General features: G+C 57.2%; 18 protein-coding genes and 1 pseudogene. 4 read left to right on the top strand and 15 right to left on the bottom strand.

Annotation, left to right across the window (positions count from 1 at the left end; all coding sequences use genetic code 11):
• The first annotated feature begins 26 nt into the window (after nucleotides 1-26).
• Complete coding sequence (locus tag EHN06_RS16695; RefSeq protein WP_127333648.1) at nucleotides 27-383, top strand: helix-turn-helix transcriptional regulator; 357 nt, start codon at nucleotides 27-29, stop codon at nucleotides 381-383.
• Here EHN06_RS16695 and fabB read toward each other — a convergent pair.
• Nucleotides 370-1,581 carry a beta-ketoacyl-ACP synthase I gene (fabB, locus tag EHN06_RS16690; RefSeq protein WP_127333647.1) on the bottom strand — a complete coding sequence of 404 codons (1,212 nt, stop codon included), beginning with the start codon at nucleotides 1,579-1,581 and terminating at the stop codon, nucleotides 370-372. The two genes, EHN06_RS16695 and fabB, sit on opposite strands and share 14 nt — an antisense overlap.
• 11 nt (nucleotides 1,582-1,592) lie before the next feature.
• Entirely contained in the window at nucleotides 1,593-2,102 is a 510-nt protein-coding gene (gene fabA, locus EHN06_RS16685) for a bifunctional 3-hydroxydecanoyl-ACP dehydratase/trans-2-decenoyl-ACP isomerase (RefSeq protein ID WP_127333646.1), read from the bottom strand.
• A 201-nt stretch (nucleotides 2,103-2,303) separates the two neighbouring features.
• Between fabA and EHN06_RS16680 the strand changes: the two genes are divergently transcribed.
• Nucleotides 2,304-2,819, top strand: coding sequence for an SRPBCC domain-containing protein (locus EHN06_RS16680; protein WP_127333645.1), 516 nt, complete (start codon nucleotides 2,304-2,306; stop codon nucleotides 2,817-2,819).
• A gap of 82 nt (nucleotides 2,820-2,901) precedes the next feature.
• Here the strand turns inward: EHN06_RS16680 and EHN06_RS16675 are convergent, their stop codons facing one another.
• Nucleotides 2,902-4,080 carry an NnrS family protein gene (locus EHN06_RS16675; RefSeq protein WP_127333644.1) on the bottom strand — a complete coding sequence of 393 codons (1,179 nt, stop codon included), beginning with the start codon at nucleotides 4,078-4,080 and terminating at the stop codon, nucleotides 2,902-2,904.
• A 130-nt stretch (nucleotides 4,081-4,210) separates the two neighbouring features.
• Here EHN06_RS16675 and EHN06_RS16670 point away from each other — a divergent pair, with 130 nt between their 5' ends.
• Nucleotides 4,211-4,582, top strand: a complete 372-nt coding sequence (locus EHN06_RS16670; RefSeq protein WP_127333643.1) for a SirB2 family protein — start codon at nucleotides 4,211-4,213, stop codon at nucleotides 4,580-4,582.
• A gap of 30 nt (nucleotides 4,583-4,612) precedes the next feature.
• Here EHN06_RS16670 and EHN06_RS16665 read toward each other — a convergent pair whose 3' ends face one another.
• From EHN06_RS16665 to EHN06_RS16640, 6 genes and pseudogenes are all read right to left on the bottom strand, one after another.
• A complete protein-coding gene (locus EHN06_RS16665) occupies nucleotides 4,613-5,443 on the bottom strand; it encodes an ion transporter (protein WP_127333642.1) in 831 nt (276 codons plus the stop codon).
• A gap of 78 nt (nucleotides 5,444-5,521) precedes the next feature.
• Nucleotides 5,522-5,977, bottom strand: a complete 456-nt coding sequence (locus tag EHN06_RS16660; protein ID WP_127333641.1) for an EVE domain-containing protein — start codon at nucleotides 5,975-5,977, stop codon at nucleotides 5,522-5,524.
• A gap of 84 nt (nucleotides 5,978-6,061) precedes the next feature.
• Nucleotides 6,062-7,423: an MFS transporter gene (locus tag EHN06_RS16655; RefSeq protein ID WP_127333640.1), complete on the bottom strand. Its 1,362-nt coding sequence runs from the start codon at nucleotides 7,421-7,423 to the stop codon at nucleotides 6,062-6,064.
• 90 nt (nucleotides 7,424-7,513) lie between these two features.
• Nucleotides 7,514-9,105 (bottom strand): annotated as a pseudogene (locus tag EHN06_RS16650) (antiporter).
• A 342-nt stretch (nucleotides 9,106-9,447) separates the two neighbouring features.
• A complete protein-coding gene (gene trhA, locus EHN06_RS16645; protein ID WP_127333639.1) occupies nucleotides 9,448-10,134 on the bottom strand; it encodes a PAQR family membrane homeostasis protein TrhA in 687 nt (228 codons plus the stop codon).
• A 116-nt stretch (nucleotides 10,135-10,250) separates the two neighbouring features.
• On the bottom strand, nucleotides 10,251-10,952 hold the full coding sequence (locus EHN06_RS16640; RefSeq protein ID WP_127333638.1) for a Crp/Fnr family transcriptional regulator: 702 nt from the start codon (nucleotides 10,950-10,952) through the stop codon (nucleotides 10,251-10,253).
• A gap of 173 nt (nucleotides 10,953-11,125) precedes the next feature.
• Here EHN06_RS16640 and EHN06_RS16635 point away from each other — a divergent pair, with 173 nt between their 5' ends.
• Complete coding sequence (locus tag EHN06_RS16635; protein WP_127333637.1) at nucleotides 11,126-12,046, top strand: AEC family transporter; 921 nt, start codon at nucleotides 11,126-11,128, stop codon at nucleotides 12,044-12,046.
• Here the strand turns inward: EHN06_RS16635 and EHN06_RS16630 are convergent.
• The 6 genes from EHN06_RS16630 to EHN06_RS16605 all read right to left on the bottom strand — a co-directional run bounded on the left by EHN06_RS16630 (nucleotide 12,012) and on the right by EHN06_RS16605 (nucleotide 17,012).
• Complete coding sequence (locus tag EHN06_RS16630) at nucleotides 12,012-12,677, bottom strand: cation transporter (protein WP_127333636.1); 666 nt, start codon at nucleotides 12,675-12,677, stop codon at nucleotides 12,012-12,014. The two genes, EHN06_RS16635 and EHN06_RS16630, sit on opposite strands and share 35 nt — an antisense overlap.
• Before the next feature lie 80 nt (nucleotides 12,678-12,757).
• The gene (gene cadR, locus EHN06_RS16625; RefSeq protein WP_127333635.1) at nucleotides 12,758-13,222 is read right to left on the bottom strand and encodes a Cd(II)/Pb(II)-responsive transcriptional regulator; all 465 of its coding nucleotides are present in this window, start codon (nucleotides 13,220-13,222) and stop codon (nucleotides 12,758-12,760) included.
• A gap of 26 nt (nucleotides 13,223-13,248) precedes the next feature.
• The gene (locus EHN06_RS16620) at nucleotides 13,249-14,307 is read right to left on the bottom strand and encodes a TPM domain-containing protein (protein ID WP_127333634.1); all 1,059 of its coding nucleotides are present in this window, start codon (nucleotides 14,305-14,307) and stop codon (nucleotides 13,249-13,251) included.
• On the bottom strand, nucleotides 14,307-14,918 hold the full coding sequence (locus EHN06_RS16615) for a LemA family protein (protein WP_127333633.1): 612 nt from the start codon (nucleotides 14,916-14,918) through the stop codon (nucleotides 14,307-14,309). Before EHN06_RS16615 ends, EHN06_RS16620 begins: the two co-directional genes overlap by 1 nt.
• A gap of 95 nt (nucleotides 14,919-15,013) precedes the next feature.
• Nucleotides 15,014-16,360, bottom strand: coding sequence for a sensor histidine kinase (locus EHN06_RS16610; RefSeq protein WP_127333632.1), 1,347 nt, complete (start codon nucleotides 16,358-16,360; stop codon nucleotides 15,014-15,016).
• Nucleotides 16,347-17,012, bottom strand: a complete 666-nt coding sequence (locus tag EHN06_RS16605) for a response regulator transcription factor (RefSeq protein WP_127333631.1) — start codon at nucleotides 17,010-17,012, stop codon at nucleotides 16,347-16,349. Before EHN06_RS16605 ends, EHN06_RS16610 begins: the two co-directional genes overlap by 14 nt.
• Nucleotides 17,013-17,059: the final 47 nt, after the last annotated feature.

The following is a 17,059-nucleotide window of genomic DNA, read 5'->3' as shown; positions in this document are numbered from 1 at the left end:
AGAGCCCAAGTGAGGAGGAACAACGAATGTCATCAGAGCCTCTGAGGAAAGAGGTCGCACGGGCGCCCCTCAGTTCAAGAGTGAGCTCGCTGATCAGTGTGCAACTGACTCGCGGTAAGGTGGGGGTTGAGGCCGTGGCATCGCAGCTGCATATGAGCCGCTATACTCTGCACAAGAAACTGAAGAGGGAGGGGTTGACCTTCGCGCGCTTGCTGGAGGATGTTCGCCGCAAGCAAGCATTATCCTACATGCAGGATAAAACCAAGCCGCTGGTGGAAATTGCCGAGCAGCTCGGTTTCTCTGAGCTCAGTGCATTCAGCCGGGCATTCAAGCGCTGGATGGGCACTTCCCCGGCTGAATACCGCTCAATCAGACTTTCTTGAACACCAGTGTGCCGTTGGTGCCACCAAAGCCGAAGCTGTTGCTCATGACCAGGTCGAGATTCTGGTTATCCATGCGTTCCCGCACGATAGGATAGCCTTCCGCGCCTTCGTCCAGATTCTGGATGTTGGCGGACGGGGCAATAAAGCCTTCCCGTTGCATGATCAGGCTGTAAATGGCTTCATGCACGCCAGCAGCACCCAGGGCGTGTCCGCACAGGGGCTTGGTGGAACTCAGCGGCGGAATCTTGTCGCCGAAGGTTTCCCTCAACGCTTTCAGCTCGGTCACGTCACCGGCAGGTGTGCTGGTGCCATGGGTATTTACGTAGCTGATTTCGCCTTCCACGTTCTTCATGGCGTGCTGCATGCAGCGCACCGCACCTTCGCCGCTGGGGGCGACCATGTCGGCGCCATCAGAGGTGGCACCGAAGCCGACAATTTCAGCCAGGATGTTGGCGCCGCGCGCTTCCGCGTGCTCAAGGGCTTCCAGGGCCAGAACTCCGCCACCACCGGAGATGACAAAGCCGTCCCGGTCCTTATCGTAGGTGCGGGAAGCCAGTTCCGGGGTGTCGTTGTATTTGGTGGACAGTGCTCCCATGGCATCAAACAGCATGCTCAGGGTCCAGTGGATATCCTCACCGCCGCCGGCAAACATGACGTCCTGACGGCCCAGGGCAATCAGATCCGCTGCGTGGCCAATGGCATGCGCGCTGGTGGCACAGGCGGAGGTGATGCCATAGTTGATACCGCGGATGCCAAAGCCAGTCGCGATGGAGGCATTGATGGCGCTGCCCATTGTGCGCGGCACCCGATAGGGGCCAACGCGGCGGAGGCCACGGTCACGATGGGTATCGATGGCATCCAGCAGTTCGACGGTAGAGGCACCGCCCTGGCCAAAAATGATACCCGTGGAGTCGGCCCTGATTTGCTTGTCGGTCAGACCAGACTGTTCAATGGCCTCACGCATTGCCAGATAGGTATAGCCGGAGGCCGGGCACATGAAGCGCCAGAGCTTGCGGTCAATCAGTTCCGGAAGGTTCAGATTGATCTGGCCGCAGACATGACTGCGCAGGCCGTTGTCCCTGGCTTCCTCGCTAAACCCGATGCCGGGACGGGATTCCTTCAGGGATTGGGTCACTTCTTTCTGATTGGTACCAAGGCTGGAAACAATGCCCATACCAGTAATTACAACGCGACGCATTTTGTTAACTCCTAAAAATCATCGGTCGAGGTGAACATGCCAACCCGGAGGTCCTTGGCAGTGTAGATTTCACGGCCGTCCACTTCCATTCGGCCATCGGCAATCGCCATGGTCAGTTTGCGCCTGATCACGCGTTTGAGATCCAGGCGGTAGGTTACCTTTTTGGCACTGGGTAGCACCTGACCGGTAAATTTCACTTCACCAGCACCGAGAGCACGTCCCTTGCCTTCACCTCCACCCCAGGCGAGGAAGAACCCGACCAACTGCCACATGGCGTCCAGGCCCAGGCATCCGGGCATAACGGGATCGTCGACAAAGTGCACCTTAAAGAACCAGAGGTCCGGGTTGATGTCGAGTTCGGCTACCAGGCTACCCTTGCCATACAGGCCATCATCGTCTGCGATATGCGTGACGCGGTCGAACATCAGCATTTCATTAATGGGCAGCCGCATGGAGCCAGGGAAGAGTTTGCCGTGGCCGCATTTGATCAGCTCTTCTTTATCAAAATGATCCGGGTACATAGTGCCGTTATCTCTGTTACAGAATGGTTTACTGATACTTTAGCTGTTATTTCGCGAGTCGCTATTGACCTTTAGTGGATGATTGCCGCTAAAAGAACCTGCTGAGTCGGGGGGCGTTGATTGTCGTCAAAGACCGATAAGACGGCTGCTGATAGTGTGGATAAACGCTGAACAAAGCGGCTTATGTGGGAGGTAATACCTATGTCCGGTGAGTGTCCTGATATCCATGGCGACATCCGGCGCGATGGAAGCCGGATCTGTGTGAGGTTGCATCGCGAACTTGGTCACTCGCCTGAATCCGTCTGGAAAATGTTGACGGATTCGGTCTGCCTTAGTCGGTGGCTGGCCCCCGGTGTCCTCGAGCAGAAAGAGGGCGGGCGAATCAAGTTGGACTTTGGCAACAGCGGCACCCCAATTGATTGTCGTATCAAGGCGTTCGAACCGAACCGGCTGCTTTCCTATTCCTGGAGTGCCGGGGAGGATCCGGAAAGGCCGCTGACCTGGGAACTGAGGGAGTGTCAGGCAGGTACGCTGTTAAGCCTCACACTGTCGCTGCCCAACGACCACCTCCTGGCCATTTCCTGTGCTGGCTGGGATGCCCACCTGGAAATGTTGATGGCAGCGCTGGAAGGCATCAGCATTCATTTCCCGGCGTCCCGTTTCCGGGAGGCCAGAGAGGTATTCGCAGAACTGTTGAAGCAAAAGCTGGCTGCCTGAATAGCGACAGCCTTGGCTTTAACCTAATAAACGGGCCTCTGCGGGGGCCTGTTATTTCTGGGGTTCTATACTGATGAAACTATCAGCCGGGGCGACCATCTGGCCTGGGGCTGGTGAGTATCCCGGTGTACTGGATCAGAAAAATGCCATAGGCAGCAAACCACAGGACTGTACTACTGCCAATGCCCGGGTGCCATGGGATGACACTGAAAGCCGTCAGCACGCGCACCACAGCAGCCAGATGAATGGCAACGAACGCGATCACCATACCTTTCGGCAACACCAGCGGCCGCCCGGTATGCCCCAGGGAGACCCGCGCGATTACGCCCAGAATCAGGCCGCCCACGGCGCCTGTGCCGGCGGCGTGGGTCCAGGCCGCGGCCGGCCAGCCGGCAAGTATGGAGCCGGCTAGCAGGACAAGAGCAACGGGAACCCAGAGTATGGACAGGTGCAGAATCCAGAGCAGCGGCTCTTTGCGGACCAGCCAGCCTTTCCATCCTGCCAGGCGAACCAGTATCAAGGTGGCGGCTGTTGTGGCGAGAATGGCTGTGGCGGTCTGCCAGCCCGTGACCAGAGAAACCAGCAACAGGACCATATTGAGAAATGTCGCCAGGTCCAGTGCAGGCACGGTCTTGACCACTGAGGTATCCAACCCCCGCTGGCGGAGCCATCCGGCAGAGAAGGCGGGGGTGATGCGGCCACCGATAATGCTGATCAGAGCCATGGCAACAATCAGCGCACCGTGACTGAAGGTCGGATCCAGCCGGCTTACGAAACCGATTTGCATGAGCCATAACAAGCCCAGAACCACCAGTATCATCAGTTGCCGTTTCTGTCTGGCCTGCCATATGCGCCAGCCGGCATCCACCATAACCAACGGCAGAAACGCCAGGTTGACGCCCTGTACCAGCCAGTCGGGGAGGTCAGCGCCGAAGGCCAGTAACAAGCGGCCCGCCAGCCAGACGCCCCAGAGTGCGGCCAGGCGAGTGCCATGGGTGCGTTCGGTTTGTGTCCATACGCAGACTGCAGTAAGCAGGAAGCCGGCGATGGCAGCAGCAAGGAAGCCAAACAGCATTTCGTGCTGGTGCCAGAACAGCCCGGGTATCGCCAGCGGAAGTTGAATGGCGCCAGTGACTTGCAGTACCCAGACGGGAATGGCAAACAGCGCCAGCACCGCCATCGAGAGGAAAAAGATGCGAAAAGGGTAGCTGAAGAGTTGGCTGATCCTGTTAATTCGGGCGGGCATTGAGGTGGCCTGCATGGGTATGGCTCCACTGGTGGTGCATTTATAAGAATCATTTTGCATGAATGTTATTGGGGAAAGCTATACCCAGTTGGCGGTATCTTTGCGTACAATGCAGCTATCACTTTGATTGACAACGGAATGAACTATGAGCGCCTACCTGATCCTGAAACAGATTCACATGACCACGGCGTACCTCACCGTTACTCTGTTCGCCTTGCGGCTGTTGCTGGATGCGGTGGGTAAACCCGACTGGCGACGGACGCCATTACGCTGGATTCCTCACGCCAACGATACGGTACTGCTGGTGGCCGCTATCAGTCTGTTGTTTGTCACGCCCTGGATGCCGTTTGTCCACGGCTGGCTGACGGCCAAGATTTTTCTGCTGGTTGGTTACATCGTGGCGGGGGTGTTTGCAATGAAGCAGACCGCAAGCCTGACGGTCCGATTGGTGGCATCGGTCTTGGCGCTGGTTCAGGTCATGGCCATTTTCCATCTGGCCATGACCAAGCCTTTCTGAGGAACTCTTTGTCAGCAAAGTAATCGGGGGCTACCGGCTTCCGGGCCTCTCGCTCATCTGCTCAGTCAGCTCTTTCAGCTGCTCCTGTACCGCCCGCAACTGGCGGGCAATTTCGTCCCGCTCGTCATGGGCTTGCTGGGCCTGCTTGGCGTTTTGTTCCTCGCTCATCACTTCCAGAATGGCCCCGATCATCATGTTCAGGAATACAAACGCGGTCAGGAAGATAAAGGTCAGGTAGTAAATCCAGCTCAGAGGGTACTGTGCCATAGTCGCGTACATAACATCCGTCCAGTCCTCAAACGTGGCGACCCGGAACAGTGTGAGCATGGCGATAGCCACATCCCCCCAGAGATTTTCATCCACCTTGGCAAAGAACATCGACCCCATGGCGGCGTAGATATAAAAGATGATAAACATCAGCAGGGCAATGTAGCCCATGCGTGGGATGGCCTTGAGCAGCGAGTTGATCAGGAACCGGAGTTCCGGCACCACGGAAACCAGGCGCAGTACCCGGAAGACCCGCAATAGGCGGCCCAACAGCACGGCCTCGGAATTATCCAGGGGAATCAGGCTGCCAATGACCACCAGCGTATCGAACAGATTCCAGCCATCAAGGAGGAACCGTTTCTTGTCAGCACAGACACTGAAACGGAAGAGAATCTCGATCAGGAAGAACAGCGTGATGGCATTATCGAGAACCCCCAGGATCTGCTCGACCAGAGGTGGCATATCATAGGTTTTGGCGCCAATGGTCAGTGCAGACAGAATAATGATGGCAATGACCGCGCCCTGAAAAACCTTGCTGGTTTCAATTCGGCGCAGTTGTTCAAAACCGTTGGTTGGACTCAATTCGGACGACATGGACGTCAGCGGCTCCAGATAGTTCGCGGAGCCCGAATTCTAAAGGCCAAAGGCCCGGTTGGGTAGCGCATTATTCAATCAGGCGGTGGAGAGAATGATCTGCCACTGCTCATCGGTCACGGGCATCACTGACAGTCGGTTACCGCGCCTGATCAGTGGCAACCCCTCCAGTCCGGGCATGGACTTGATCTCATCGAGTGGGAGCAACCGGTCCAGCTTCCGCAGATAAGTCATATCCACTGCCCGCCAGCGGGGCTTTTCCCTTGTGCTTTTTTCATCGTAGTAGGGGGAGTCGGGATCAAACTGGGTTGGATCCGGATAGGCACTGCGAACCACCCTGACGATACCGGCGATACCGATGTGTTTGCAGCTGGAATGGTAGATGAAAACCTCGTCTCCCTCTGCCATCTCCGCCAGAAAATTCCGTGCCTGGTAATTGCGTACACCATCCCAGGGAATTGTCTGGTTCTCTGCCTTCGCAAAGTCATCAATGCTGCATTCAGACGGTTCGGTTTTTACCAGCCACTTTGCCATGTTTCGCTCCGGACGCTTGAAAATTTCCATTATATAGAAAAAAGCCCCCGGCAAGCGGGGGCGAAGATAGCGCAAGTGATGCTGTTACTTCAGTGGCGCGTGGCCGTTTGTGGTCAGGGAATCATGTCTGACCGGTCGGTTCAGCGGATAGAACAGCTGCGGCGAGGCCAACTCCGGCAGATCGGTTTTGGTCTCATGGGCAGCCCATTCCACACGCTCGGCGGAGCGGATCGCGTAGTGCATCCAGCCCAGGGCGGCAGCCACAATCACGAACATCAGCATGAAGCTGCTTTGCCAGACCCCGGTGATGTCATTGAGGATGCCGAAGGTCAGAGGCAGAAGGAAACCGCCAAGACCGCCAATCATCCCGACAACGCCACCAACTGCGCCGACATGCCCGGGGTAGTACACCGGAATATGCTTGTAGACGGCGGCCTTGCCCAGTGACATGAAAAAGCCAAGTATGAATATGAGTGCTACAAACGGAACCAGGCTGATCTCCAGGAAGAAGCGAATGTCGCCGTTTATACCCTTTACCACGTATTCGGTCGGTGGATAGCTGAGCAGGAACGTACACACCACAGACGCAATAAATGTCCAGTACATGACGCGACGGGCACCGAAGCGGTCCGACATCCAACCGCCAAGAATGCGGAATAGCGACGCAGGGATAGTATATAGCGCGGCGATCATGCCGGCAGTTTTCACATTCAGGCCGTACACCCCGATCAGGTAGTGAGGCAGCCAGAGAGCCAGGGCGACAAAGGCGCCGAATACGAAGAAATAGTAGAGCGCGAAGCGCCACACCCGAAGCTCTTTCAGGGGCTTCATCTGCTCCAGAAAGGACCGGGACTGGCTTTGGGCGCGCTCCGCGGCGAGCGGATCTTCCTTGGCCAGGATGATGAACAATACGCCCATGATAGCGAGCACCGTGGCATAAACCTGGGCTGTGCCTTGCCAGCCGAGAGCCACCAGCAGGAAAGGCGCACCAAAGTTTGTGACCGCGGCACCAACGTTACCCGCTCCAAAAATACCCAGTGCCGTTCCCTGACGATCCCGCTCGAACCAGGCTGCGGTGTAGGTCACGCCCACGATGAAAGAGCCACCCGCCAGGCCCACTCCCAGGGCTCCAATCAGCAACATCGGATAACTGTTGGCAAAGGTCAGCAGGTAAACGCATAGGGAGGTGGTCAGCATCAGAACACCGAACACCCAACGGCCACCGTATCGGTCCGTCCAGATTCCCAGGAACAGCCGGCTGATGGAACCGGTGAGGATCGGCGTGGCCATCAACAGACCCAGTTGGGTATCCGACAGGTTGAAATCCTGGCTGATTTTGATGCCGATGATGGAAAAGATGGTCCAGACAGCGAAACACAGGGTGAAGGCAAATGTGGATATGCCAAGCGCCCGATTTTGCTCTGGTCTTGATGGGGTTGTGGCCATGGCCTTTCCTCTTGACAGTCGATAGACAATGTTTCGAAAGCCGACTTTTTAGAGAGCGTCGGCTAAAACTCTGAGTATTCCCGCTATCCCTTATGGGTTCTTGATGTAGGCTCCCTTGCGTAGATAGAACCACCAGTTCACCACCAGGCACACTGCGTAGAACACGGCGAACCCATACATGGCCACCTCGGGAGTGCCTGCCTGGATTTCCTGCCCCATTACCCTGGGAGCGATGAAGGCGCCATAGGCGGCGACGGCGGAGGTCCAGCCAAGCACCGGGCCTTTTTGTTGCTGGTCGAAGATCACGCCGATGCTGCGGAAGGTAGAGCCGTTGCCAATGCCGCTGGCGGCGAACATCACGATGAACAGAGCCAGGAACAGTGGGAAGTAGGCGTTGGGATCGGTTGAGTTGTAGGCCAGCATCATCACGTAGCCTGTTGCCACCGACGCCACTACCATGACCGCAGAGATGAGCTGGGTGACGATGGAGCCGCCCATCTTGTCGGAGATCCAGCCCCCACCGGGCGAATCAGTGCGCCCACGAAGGGTCCCATCCAGGCCCAGGTCAGGGCACTTGGGGCGTTGGGGTTGGTAATGCGGGTCACGGTGCCGTCCGCGGCCACGTCCATCATGTTGCCGAAGATAACGCTGATGGACAGGGGCAGTGCAGCGGAGAACCCGATGAATGAACCGAAGGTGAGGATGTACAGTACGGTCATCGACCAGGTGTGCTTGTTGCTGAAAATGGCAAACTGCTTCTGGATGTTGGGTTTAATGTCACCCGGGATCAGTCGCAGGAGAACCAGTGTCAGAACGATGGTCAGTGGCAGCGCCACCCACATATTCAGAATGCCCAGTGCATAAACCCCGACCACGGAGGTGACAAGACCAACGCCGTACAGGCCAAGAATTTTACCGAAGGCTGAGGCAGGGTTGCCCGGATTCGGGGAAATGGTGCGCAGGTTGTTCATGCCAAACCAGCTGGCAAGGGCCAGCGGAATCAGGAAGAGCAGCCAGATAAAGCCGGCGTTCTGAATCCAGGTGTCGGTGCCGGCTTCTATTCGCCCGATCAGCGTGCCACTCGGATTTTGCAGCTCCATCGGCCCGCCTGCCAGTGCGCCAAAAATGCCAACCGTCATCACCAGGGGAATCAGGATCTGCATGGTGGTGACGCCAAAGTTACCCAGCCCGGCGTTCATACCCAGACCATAACCTTGCTTGCTCTTCGGGAAGAAGGAACTGATGTTGCTCATGGAGCAGGCAAAGTTGCCCCCACCAATGCCCGAGAGCAGAGCCAGCGCCTGAAAGACGATGAATGGGGTCTCGGGATTCATCAGCGCAATACCGGTACCCAGAGCGGGGATAATCAACAGGGCCGTGGTCAGGAACACGGTGTTGCGGCCACCGGCGATTTTGATCATGAATGAGGCGGGAATTCGCAAGGTGGCGCCAGAGAGTCCCGCAATGGCGGTGAGGGTGAACAGTTGTTCTATGGTGAAGGGAAAACCCAGATTTTTCATCTGGGTGGTGATCATTCCCCACATCAACCAGATGGCGAAGCCCATCAGCAGGCTGGGGATGGAAATCCACAGGTTGCGGGTAGCAACGCTCCTGCCTTCGTCTTCCCAGAATCTTTCGTTCTCGACATCCCAGAGTGCAATGTCAGCGTTGGTTTTTGCCATGATAGCTGCTCCTTGAGTTTGCTGACCCGGAGCCACGGTAATCGTGGTTTTTGGGCTATGGGTGTCATTTTGCAAACGGAAGGTGGCGGGTGATCATGACGAATATCAAGGACAGGGTTGACGACATGGTTCTCGCATTTCTGGTTGTTTGGGAGTCAGAAGGCGGCCATTTAGAATCATTAAAAATCAGCTGGTTACGGTGGGGATACGTCCAATGGAGTAGTCGAGTTGATTCCAGGCGCAGGAGAGGTAGCCAATCATTTCCGATGGGGGGAGTGCGACAGAACATGGCAGCATCCCTGCTGCCCGGGGGCATCTGAAGGCAATAGTCTGGCCTGCTGATCAGGCCGCGTAGGGAAGCACGCCGTAGTAAATGGCACTGAAATGCAGAGCACTGCCGCTGATCACAAACAGGTGCCACACGGCATGCATATAAGGAATGCGGTCAGCCAGGTAAAAAATGACGCCGGCAGTATAAGCGACCCCGCCTGCTATGGTGAGGTACAGAGCCGTTTCGCTCAGGTTGGCCACCAGGTCCGATGAGGCAAAGGTGATCAGCCAGCCCATCGCAACATAGATGCCTACCCTCGCCAGCTTGAAGCGGTTCTTGAAAATAACCTTGAGCACAACGCCGGTGATGGCCAGGGACCAGATAATCGCGAACAGTGTCCAGCCCGTCGTGCCGCGCATGTTGACCAGCAGAAATGGTGTGTAAGTCCCCGCGATAAGCAGAAAAATGGCGCAGTGGTCCAGGGTTTTGAACGCCGCCCTCAGTTCCGGGTGGCGGACACCGTGATACAGAGCGGAAGCCAGGTACAGCAATATCAGCGATGCGCCAAATATACCGAAGCTGACAATCTTCCAGACGTCTCCCAGTTGGCTGGCGGCGACGATCAACACCACGGTGCCGATGACGCTGAGAATCGCCCCCAGTCCGTGGGTGGCGCTGTTAAGCCACTCTTCAATTCGGTGATGGATGTTATGTACGGTTTTCGGGGTTTTCATCGCGTTGGGATCCAGATCTGCCATGGCTGCTACCGTACTTCAGCGTACAGGTGTACGCAACGAATAAAGCATGAAGATTGCGTGAAGTCATTCAAAAATACTGAGCGATACTTTTGCAACCTTCCCACGGGCCGTTATTGCTATTCTGGTTTCAAGGCACTCTTGATTCTGGAAAACGTGGCCGGCACCACCCCCAGCCAGGAGGCCAGTTGGTTGTCCGGCACCCGTTTCACCAGTTCCGGATATTCCTCCAGTAGCAGCACGTATCGTTCCCTGGCCGACATGGTCTGTTTGCGGAATTCACGCATACTGGTGAGCTCGGCCAGTTCTTCGGTCAGCGCCAGGGCAAAACCGTTCCAGACACCTTCACCCTGATTCTGCAGGGTTGAACGGAAGGCCGAGAAGTCTGCGACCCACAACGTTGCGGGCGTGACGGCGGTCAGGCAAAGGGTATTCCGGGCTGTCCGGCTGCGACCGAATACCGGCCAGACCATATCGCCCTCGGTGAAAAAGTGGTGTACAGCGGTCTTGCCGCTGGGGGCTTCCCGAAAGAGCCGCAGAATGCCGTACTGGATCAGATACACGTGCTCCCAGGGGGCATCGTGCCTTTCCAGTGCGTGTTCCGTGTCCACCCTGCGCTGCTGGAAAAGGCGAGACAGATCATTGAGGAACCGGTGGTCCGGTGTTGTCGTATCGTTGCTCAGATGGATGCCGAAAACCCGGCTCAGACTGTTAATCAGTGCCTGTTGGGCTCCAGCCGCCTGCCGTCTGTGGATCTCCGGGTTATTGTCGCCCAGATAGCAGGGGGTGGATGACAGAGATGGACCGGTTTGCATTGTCATTACCTGTAAGCTCTTTTACGGTCAGTGATCCTGCAGTATTCCAGTACGTAAAACGCATGTTAAATGACTTGAATCATTAAGCATTATAGGGTGAATCAATAACAGCGAAAAAGGGGATCGGGTGATAGACTTCCCGGTTTGAATTCACCCGTCAGGTACTCCCCGGAGCTCCCATGGTCGCGGCGCTGGCCCTTTTCTATAAATTGCTTCCCCTGTACATCACCGTCGCACTCGGGTGGGTCGCCGGCCGCTACCTGGAAGCCAGCGGCAAACACATTGCCGGCATCATGCTCTACATCGTCACCCCATCGGTGGTGTTCTCCGGCGTCATGGCCGCGCCGCTGTCAGCGGAAGTCATCCTGCTGCCATTCCTGACGTTTGGTCTGTGTTCGGCCATCGGAGTAGGCCATCTCTGGATCGCCAGGCGTTTTATTACCGATGGCAGTGCCAGTCTCATGCCGCTGTCCGTGGGGACCGGCAACACCGGTTACTTTGGTATTCCGGTGGCCCTGCTGCTATTCGGGCAGGAGGGGCTGGCACTTTATATTGTGTGCATGCTTGGTACTACGCTGTTCGAGAACTCGGTGGGCTTCTATCTTGCTGCCAGGGGCCGCTACGGACTGAAAGATGCGCTGGTGAGGGTAGCGAGACTTCCGTCGGTGTATGCATTCCTGCTGGCGGTTGTACTCAACCTGTCCGGCATCTCCATTCCCGATGTGTTCACGCCGCTGTTTGATAATTTGCGTGGTGCCTACAGCATCCTCGGCATGATGATCATAGGTATGGGTATCCTCAGCTTTCGTGGTCTGGCCGGAAATCTGCGGTTTACCGGGCTGGCATTCCTGGGCAAGTTTGTAACCTGGCCGGTGGTGGCGCTGCTGTTCTGGTGGCTGGACGCCAACATTTTCGGAGTGTATGACCTGGCGGTCTACCAGGCCATTTTCCTTATTTCGATTACACCGATTGCCGCCAATACAGTGGTGATTGCCACCTTGCTGGATACGGCACCGAGGCAGGCGGCGGGCACCGCCCTGCTCAGCACGCTGTTTGCGTTGGTGTTTATTCCTGTGATGGTGGCGTTGGTTCTGCCGTGAATGCTCGGGAAGCGCGTGCGTTCAGTTCTCCCCGGATATCATCGCGGGCATGGCGCACCACGCTGACTCCCGATGTAATGGCCAGACCACCCATCACTGCGGCCACCGCCAGGTCCGGCCAGGCGGTCCCAGTGCCGAAGACCCCCAATGCGGCCACCATTACTGCAATATTGCCGATGGCGTCGTTGCGGCTGCACAGCCACACCGAACGCATGTCGGAATCGCCTTCGCGGAATTTGAACAGCATGATGGCGACGCCCACGTTGGCCACCAGAGCGAGCAAACCAACAGCGCCCATGGTCAGCGGCTCCGGTGTGATGCCGCTTTGCATGACCCAGATGGCCCGGCCCAGAACGGCAATGCCGAATACCGTCATGGTAAGGCCTTTCACCATGGCGGCCCGGCCCCGCCAGAGCATGCCCATGGAGAGTACGAACAGCGACAGCACGTAGTTGGCGCTGTCACCGAAGAAGTCGATGGCATCGGCCATCAGGGACACGGAACCGGACTGCAGGCTGGCAATGCCCTCCACCAGAAACATGGCCAGGTTAACCCATAGGGCAATCCACAAGGCTTTGCGAAAGCCCGGAGCGGGGGATTTGGGTTCGGGAGCGGAGCAACTACACGCCATGAATACCTCCTGTTATCAGAATGTAGTCATTAAAAACCCTGTAGTCGCTATAGAGTCAACTCTGTGAGTCTGAGCCATTGTTAACGGGTGCCCGGGGTGTGGTGATGGGTGCCGGGAATATGGTTGTGATTGCTGGTGGGTGCTTCCCGGGCCGGCTCCGAGGTCAGGCCACCGAGAATGCCACATTCACTGACCGTGCGGCCTTCCGAGCAGGCTTTCTGCAGCCGTTCCAGGGTATCTTCCAGGCTGGCCAGCTCCTGCAGGCGCTCGCGCACATGGCTGAGGTGGCGGGCCAGCAGGGCATCCACTTCGCTGCAGTCGGCATCTGGCTGATCGGCCAGGCGGATCAGTTCGCGGATCTCGTCCTGGGCCATGTCCAGATTGCGGCAACGTTTGATGAAGAGCAGGCGGTCCAGGTGGCTTTGCCGGTAATCCCGATAGCCGCTGGCTTGCCGTTCGGGCTCCGGCACCAGCCCGATCTTCTCGTAATAGCGAATGGTTTCTACCGGAATGCCGGTCGCTTTTGAGATTTCACCGATTCTCATGGCTCGGATCCTGACGGATGATGGCGCTATTGTGGATACGGGTAACCGTTGCGGTCAAACCGCAGATCCCTGAAAGCAAAGCCATAGGGGCCTGAGTACTCCGGCACCAGACGCCATTCATTGTTACGCCCGAAGCGAATGGCATCAATCATCACGGTGAAATCCAGTCGCCACTGTCCGTCTTCGCGGAGGAAAAAGTAAGGCGAACAGGTCCGGGCCTGGATGGGATAGCGAAGAACAGCGCGATTGTCCTGGTGAAATAGTTTCTCGGGCTGGCAATTCCGGAGGCTTTTCGCCACGTTGTCCATCTGCGCCGAAGTCATTACCCGCTGGCCAAGCATCTCACGGGTTTGCTCTGAATAGATCGACAGCTGCGGATTGTTGTTGCGGTCTTCCATCGCCCGCCGGTAGCGATCCAGGATTTCTCGGGGAGACGCGCCACCGCCGACGGCCACATTATCATTCCGTCGGGAGGCTGTTCCTTCGCCAATCCTGGCGTCCACCCGCGCACCGCCCCCACCGGAAGAGGCCGCCCAGCCCTCGGTAGCAGGATCCAGGCCATTGGCAGCATTGGTGGCCCGGGTGATGAGCATTTCCGTGGTGGCAAGGATGCCATCGGCAATCCGGTTGGCGGCAAAAAACTCCGTCATCTGGCGGTGTTCAACATAAGCAACAAAAGCATCGGTGTAGGTCGCCTCCAGAGCGTGGCTGACTTCCAGGCGGACCTGGTTGGCCTGGGTATCAAGCACCAACAGAAGTCCGCGCCCACTGTTGCTGGAAGCCCCGATGTTGCCGTCGCGGAAGTAGTTCACAGCAAACTGATTGATGTCATCGATACCCCTGGCGATCAGGATCCGGTAGTCGATATCGTGATCGGACAGCAGGTAGTCGTGGAAGCGCGCGATCCGGTCACGTTCGTCCGGGCTCAGCAGGTTGATGTGATCTGTGACCCGGGGAACGGTCGCCAGACGGTTGTTGGCCTGGTAGGCAATCGCCAGCACGACGGCTGCAAAAAGTCCCAGCATTACCAGTAAGCGCGCTCGTCCCGCTTGCCGGACCAGGGCGGCTTTCCCCTGACCCGGCATCACTGAAACTCCATTGGAACCGGGTTCCGGGCCTCGGCACTCGCTTCAAAATAAGGTCTGGGTTCGAGCCCCAGGGAATTGGCGATATGGCGTCCGATAAATCCCCGGATGGCACCGTTGTAATATCGCACGGCTTCGTTGTAGCGGATACGGGTGACGTTAATGCGGTTTTCGGTACCTTCGAGTTGGGACTGCAGTTGCAGGAACTGGTCTGTGGCCCGAAGCTCTGGTAAGGAGCCAGCTACCACCAGCAGTTGGCGTGATTCCGCCGCCAGTTGCCGGTCCCTATCCGCCAGGGTATTCAGGTCTTCATTGCCTTCGGGGGGCGCCCCGGCATGGCGAGCAAGCAGTTGCGCCTGTTGCTCGGCGAGGGACGCCAGTGTTTCGCTCTCATATTCCATGGCCTGGCTGACGGTCTTCAGCAGGGCAGGGATGAGATCCGCCCGACGTTGCAGGGTACTTTGTACGTTGGCCCAGGCAGAATGTACGGACTCTTCCTTGTCGGTCAGGTCGTTATGGGTGTACCAGGGGATGATGATCAGGGCAGCGACCAGAGCGGCTACGAGCATCATTCCCAGGTTGACTTGGCCGGTATGTAACCGTCGATCCATCGTTTCATCCTTGTAGATAGTTGTCGTTGGCAAACCATTATTGCTGAAAATATCAGATACTCGCCACTAACTGGCTCTCGAAAATCGATGTTACATCATTCTCCGTACCGGGGCAGTTTCACGTGGGCAATCAGCCCCTTGGCTGGCGTAGAGGTGAACTGCAGGGTTCCTCCATAACCAGCGAGAATGTCCCGGACGATCGCCAGTCCCAGTCCATGTCCCGGCGTCTGTTCGTCCAGCCGCAAGCCCCGGGTGCCGAGCGTATCTAGTTTTTCTGACGCGACTCCAGGACCATCGTCACGGACTTCCAGTGTCAACTGATTGTCTTCCCGGCTCAGGTGCAGGGAGACCTGATGTGTGGCCCACTTGCCTGCATTATCCAGCAGGTTGCCCAGAATCTCGTTCAGGTCGTGTTCTTCCACTGGCCAACGGGTTTCCGGCCCCAGTTCGGTTTCCAGTTCGAAATTCTTGTCGGGGTAGAGCCGGCCCAGCATCCATAACAGGTCGCGGGCCTGACTGACCGGTTGCGCGGCTTTGCCTGCCTGGGGACCTGCGAACCGGCTGCGGCGCATTTCGCTCTCGAGCTGACGATCGATGTCGGACAGCCTTTGGGCCAGCTGTTGTCGCATTTCCGGGTCCAGGGCCCGGGTGTCATCTTCCAGGACCTGTCGAATGGCGGACACCGGTGTTTTCACACTGTGGGAGAGGTTGGCCAGGGCATCCCGGGATCGGGCAAGCCTTTGGTCCAGGGTGTCCAGAAGCTGGTTCAATTGGCTGATCAGAGGCTGGAACTCCGCAGGGGCGTCCACATCCAGTCGGTTACTGGTACCGGTCTGCAGGGCTGTCAGGCCGTATTGCAGACGGGAAACCGAGCGCAGCGACCAGCGGATAGCCAGCCATATCGCGAGTATCAGCAATGTCAGAAGTATCGCGGACACGATGCCGGTCCAAAGGTGCAACTCCTGCTGGCTGTGCTGCAGGCTGGTCAGATCCTCTGCCACCACGATGACGACCGGCTCTCCGTTCAGGGTCAGGGCTTTGCGGTAGGCCAGAAACTCGGCGACAGAGGCAGCGGGTTCCGGATTGGTCTGGCGGACAAAACCGGTTTCAGCTTCGCTCAGTAAGGGTTCTAGAACCCCCGACCATTGGGCCGGCGAGCTGTGAATCTGGCTACCTGTGCGTAGGGCAAACGCATGGTGAAAAACCTCTTCAAAATAATCACCCTCGGCGATATTCCGGATTTCCTGCGGGCCGGACTTCCGCAACTGGTGCTCCAGGAATGACACCTCATCCTGCAACCGGTCTTCAACGAATCCACGGGCCATACGTTCCAGTAACAAGCCATGGACGATCCAGGCCGCAACCATTAATGCAATGGCGGCAGGCAGCAGCAGGGTGAGTAGACTTTTGCGGATGGAACGCCGGGGATTAATCCATGGCATTGAAGATATACCCCTGACCCCGGCGGGTCGTGATCGCGTCAGCCCCGGTGATTTTTCTCAGCCGGCGAATATAGGCTTCGATGGTGTTGTCGCTTGGACTGTCGTTGAGGTTGTACAACTGTTCCAGCAACTGGTCTTTTGAGAACAGCTGTCCGGGACGGCTCATCAGGCACCGGAGCAGGCGAAACTCGGTTCCGGTCAGGGAATGCTCCTGGCCGTCGGGTGTTTGCAGGCACTGGCGGTATTCATCCAGCTCGAAGCCACCTGCGGCCAACTTCGCTTCCACCCGGCCTTCACTGCGACGAATCAGGGCGTTCAGCCGTGCCAGCAGTTCCTCGGTCTGGAATGGCTTGGCCAGATAATCGTCCGCGCCAGCCTTAAGGCCATTCACCTTATCCTGCCAGTCACCCCGGGCCGTCAGTATCAGCACTGGCATGGTCAGTTTGTCGGCGCGCCAGCTCTTGAGGACATCCAGACCGCTGCCATCAGGTAGGCCCAGGTCCAGCACAACGGCCCGGTAGTTTTCCTGCTTACCAAGACGTGATGCCTGTTTAGCGGTGCCTGCTTCGTCGACAGTAAAACCCGAAGCGGTCAACTGCCGGTTCAGGCTTTCTGCGATGAGAGGGTCGTCTTCCACCAGAAGCAATCGCATGAATATTCCTGTTTTTGAAGTCGATTGAAGTGTAAGGCCGATTGCTG

Source organism: Marinobacter sp. NP-4(2019), from assembly GCF_003994855.1.
GTDB lineage: Bacteria > Pseudomonadota > Gammaproteobacteria > Pseudomonadales > Oleiphilaceae > Marinobacter.
The sequence above is the reverse complement of the archived record's forward strand: the minus strand, read 5'-3'. Positions and strand labels throughout refer to the sequence as shown.